The sequence below is a fragment of the Bordetella petrii genome, assembly GCF_020991325.1.
Classification (GTDB): domain Bacteria; phylum Pseudomonadota; class Gammaproteobacteria; order Burkholderiales; family Burkholderiaceae_B; genus Bordetella_A; species Bordetella_A petrii_E.
The window spans coordinates 1-4,113 of record NZ_JAJMLX010000353.1 but is presented as its reverse complement, the minus strand read 5'-3'; the positions used below and the strand labels follow the sequence as shown (position 1 = coordinate 4,113).

Here is a 4,113-nt window from a genome sequence, read left to right as displayed (position 1 = left end):
TAGCCGCCAGCGCCAGCAGCAGGGGCAGGCGCGCCCGAATGCCGGCCTGCAGGGTGCCGCCCTGGATGCCCACTGCGTCCTGGATGCCGACGGCCGCCAGCTTTTGAACCAGGCCATGCGGCGCCTGCATGGGTCGGCGCGCGCCACCCACCGCGCCCTGCGCGTAGCCCGCACCATTGCCGATCTGGACGGCCAGGAACGGCTGCAGGCACGGCACGTGGCAGAGGCGCTGCAATACCGTTGCAGCCTGCGCTAGGGTGGCTTGCGCGAGCGGCTCGACAAAACCGCCAAAATTGCCATATAATCAAGGGCTTTTCCCGGTTCTCCAGGAAAAAACAGAAGTGGTGCCAGGTTCGGCAAGCCTTGGCTGGGTTGGCTGCTTGAAGTTCAAGCAGCCGCCTTGCGCAAGCACCTGTGTGCCATGTAATCAACAAACTAGGAATCATCATGCCCAAGATGAAAACCAAGAAAAGCGCGTCGAAGCGCTTTCAGGTTCGCGGCAGCGGGTCCATCAAGCGTGGCCAGGCTTTCAAGCGCCACATCCTGACCAAGAAAACCACCAAGAACAAGCGTCAACTGCGCGGTTCGGCGGCGGTTCATGAAACCAACGTGGCCTCCGTCAAGGCCATGATGCCTTTCGCTTGATAACGGAGATCCACTATGCCTCGCGTCAAACGCGGCGTTACCGCCCGCGCCCGTCATAAAAAAGTCATCGCCGCCGCCAAGGGTTACCGTGGCCGCCGCGGTAATGTATTCCGCATCGCCAAGCAGGCGGTCATGCGCGCTGGGCAATATGCCTACCGCGACCGTCGCAACAAGAAGCGCACCTTCCGCGCCCTGTGGATCACCCGCATCAACGCCGCCGTGCGTGAACAGGGCATGAGCTACAGCGTGTTCATCGCCGGCCTGAAAAAAGCGTCGATCGAACTCGACCGCAAGGTGCTGGCCGATCTGGCCGTGCGCGACAAGGCTGGTTTTGCCGCCATCGTGCAACAGGCCAAGGCCGCCTTGTCTGCCTGATCGCGCGCTGATCGTATCGCGCATCGCTGCAAACGGGGCTGATCGGCCCCGTTTGCATTTTGCTCAAGGCAAAACAGCCTCCGCGAGGAACCGCTAGCCGAAGGCGCTGCGTCGGGGGCATTGTTTTTAGGCTGTGATTCCATGACTCTATTGGCTGACGACCTGGTTTCCCAGGCCCAAGAACGATTCGCCGCGGCGCCCGATGCCGCCGCCCTGGAAAACGCCAAGGCGCGATTCCTGGGCAAGGAAGGCGCACTGACCGTGCTGCTGAAGGGGCTGGGCAAGCTCGACCCCGAGCAGAAGCGCGAAATGGGCGGCCGCATCAACCAGGCCAAGCAGCAGATCGAAGCCCTGCTGAACCAGCGCCGCGCGGAACTGGCGCAAGCCGAGCTCGACGTCCGCCTGGCCTCGGAAACCATCGACGTCACCTTGCCCGGCCGCGGCCGCGCCATGGGAGGCATCCATCCCGTCGCGCGCAGCTGGGAACGGGTAGAAGAAATTTTCCGCTCCATTGGTTTCGACGTGGCCGACGGCCCCGAGATCGAGAACGACTGGACCAACTTCACCGCGCTGAACAATCCGCTGGACCACCCCGCGCGTTCCATGCAGGACACGTTCTACGTCGACCTGCAGGACGGCGATGGCTTGCCGCTGCTGCTGCGCACGCATACCAGCCCCATGCAGGTGCGCTATGCCCGCATGCACAAGCCGCCCATCAAGGTCATCGCGCCGGGCCGCACGTACCGCGTGGACAGCGACGCCACCCATTCGCCCATGTTCCACCAAGTGGAAGGGCTGTGGATCGCCGAAGATATTTCCTTTGCCGACCTGAAGGGCGTCTACACCGACTTCCTGCGCCGCTTTTTCGAGAACGACGACCTGGTCGTGCGCTTCCGCCCGTCGTTCTTCCCGTTCACCGAGCCCTCGGCCGAGATCGACATGATGTTCACGTCCGGCCCCAATCGCGGCCGGTGGCTGGAAATTTCCGGTTCGGGCCAGGTGCACCCGCAAGTGGTGCGCAATTTCGGCCTCGACCCGGAACGCTACATTGGCTTTGCGTTCGGCTCCGGCCTGGAGCGCCTGACCATGCTGCGCTACGGTGTGGACGACCTGCGCCAGTTCTACGAAGGCGACCTGCGTTTCCTGCGCCAGTTCAACGAATAACCCACGGCTGATCATGCAAATTCCTGAATCCTGGCTGCGCGCCCTGGTCAATCCCGCTATCGCAACCGATGAACTGGCGCACCGGCTTACCATGGCCGGCCTGGAGGTCGAAGAAACCGCCACCGCGGCACCGCCTTTCAGCGGCGTGGTGGTGGCGCGCATCACCTCCATTGCCCCGCACCCCGATGCCGACAAGCTGCGCGTGTGCCAGGTGGACGATGGTTCCGGCCAGGCCTTGCAGATCGTCTGCGGCGCGCCGAATGCGGCGCAGGGCCTGACCGTGCCGCTGGCGCGCGTGGGCGCCGAATTGCCGGGCGGCATGAAAATCGGCATGGCCAAGATGCGCGGCGTGCAGTCCGCCGGCATGCTGTGCTCGGCGCGCGAACTGGGGCTGTCGCAAGACCATGCCGGCCTGCTTGAATTGCCGGCCGACCTGCTGCCCGGCCAGTCGCTGCGCGAGGCGCTGGACCTGGACGACACGCTGTTCACGCTGAAACTCACGCCCAACCGCGCCGATTGCCTGTCCATCCTGGGCGTGGCGCGCGAAGTGGCCGCGCTGACGGGCGCGCCGTTGTCGGTGCCTACCGCGGTGGCCGTGCCTGTCAGACTGTCCGACCGCATTCCGGTGCGGGTGCAGGCGCCTGACCTTTGCGGCCGGTTCGCCGGGCGCGTGATCCGCGGCGTGAATGCGCGCGCCGCGACGCCGGCCTGGATGAAGGCACGCCTGGAGCGCGCCGGCCAGCGTTCGGTGTCGGCGCTGGTCGATATCTCGAACTACGTCATGCTCGAACTGGGCCGTCCGTCGCATGTGTTTGACCTGGACAAGATCCGCGGTGATATCGAAGTGCGCTGGGCGCGCGAAGGTGAAAGTCTGGAACTGCTGAACGGCCAGACCGTCGAGCTGACCGGCAAGGTGGGCGTGGTGGTGGCCGGCGACCAGGTGGAAAGCCTGGCCGGCATCATGGGTGGCGAAGCCACCGCCGTCACGCTGGATACCGCCAACATCTACGTGGAAGCCGCGTTCTGGTGGCCCGAGGCCATTGCCGGGCGCGCACGCCGCTACAAATTCAGTTCCGAGGCCAGCCACCGTTTCGAGCGAGGCGTCGATTACGCCAGCATTCCCGAGCACCTGGAATTCATTTCGCGCCTGATCCTGGACATCTGCGGCGGGCAGGCCGGCCCCATCGACGACCAGGTGATCAACCTGCCGCGCCGCGAGCCCGTGCGCATGCGCCTGTCGCGCTGCCACCGCGTGCTGGGCGTGCCGGTGCCGCAAGTCGAAGTGGCGCAGATCTTCACCAGCCTGGGCCTGCCGTTCCAGGTCCAGGGCGACGATTTCATCGTCGAGCCGCCGTCGTACCGCTTCGATCTGCAAATCGAAGAAGACCTCATCGAAGAGGTGGCCCGCATCCATGGCTTCGAGCGCCTGCCCGACGTGCCGCCGGTGGCGCGCGCGCAGATGCTGGCGCAACCGGAACAGCGGCGCGGCCCGCATGCGCTGCGCCGCCTGGTGGCCGCGCAAGACTACCAAGAGGTCGTTAACTACAGCTTCGTCGAAGCTGATTGGGAACGCGATTTCGCCGGCAATGACAATCCGGTCCGCCTGCTGAACCCCATTGCCAGCCATTTGTCGGTGATGCGTTCCAGCCTTATCGGCGGCCTGTTGGCCAATATCCGCTACAACGCCAACCGCAAGCAGTCGCGCGTGCGCGTGTTCGAGCTGGGCCGCGTGTTCCTGCGCGACGCTGCCCACCAGGACGGCCCGCTCGATGTGGCGGGCGTGCGCCAGCCGCTGCGCCTGGCCGGCGCGGCCTGGGGGCCGGCGCTTGAAGAACAATGGGGAGCGGCCACGCGCCATGTCGATTTCTACGACGTGAAAATGGACGTGCAGGCCTTGTTCGGCGCGCGCGCCGGGCAGCTTCGCTTCGA

4 protein-coding genes and 1 pseudogene are annotated in these 4,113 nt (G+C 65.2%); all 5 read left to right on the top strand.

Going from position 1 to position 4,113, the window contains the following annotated elements:
• Window positions 1–256, top strand: a pseudogene (locus LPZ50_RS22695) (ATP-dependent protease); the annotation flags it as partial.
• A gap of 191 nt (window positions 257–447) precedes the next feature.
• Complete coding sequence (gene rpmI / locus LPZ50_RS22690) at window positions 448–645, top strand: 50S ribosomal protein L35 (RefSeq protein WP_012249552.1); 198 nt, start codon at window positions 448–450, stop codon at window positions 643–645.
• A 15-nt stretch (window positions 646–660) separates the two neighbouring features.
• Complete coding sequence (gene rplT, locus LPZ50_RS22685; RefSeq protein ID WP_026637986.1) at window positions 661–1,020, top strand: 50S ribosomal protein L20; 360 nt, start codon at window positions 661–663, stop codon at window positions 1,018–1,020.
• A 141-nt stretch (window positions 1,021–1,161) separates the two neighbouring features.
• A complete protein-coding gene (gene pheS, locus LPZ50_RS22680) occupies window positions 1,162–2,184 on the top strand; it encodes a phenylalanine--tRNA ligase subunit alpha (protein ID WP_230665086.1) in 1,023 nt (340 codons plus the stop codon).
• Window positions 2,185–2,197: 13 nt separating this feature from the next.
• A partial coding sequence (gene pheT / locus LPZ50_RS22675) for a phenylalanine--tRNA ligase subunit beta (protein ID WP_230665085.1) occupies window positions 2,198–4,113 on the top strand: 1,916 nt, incomplete at its 3' end.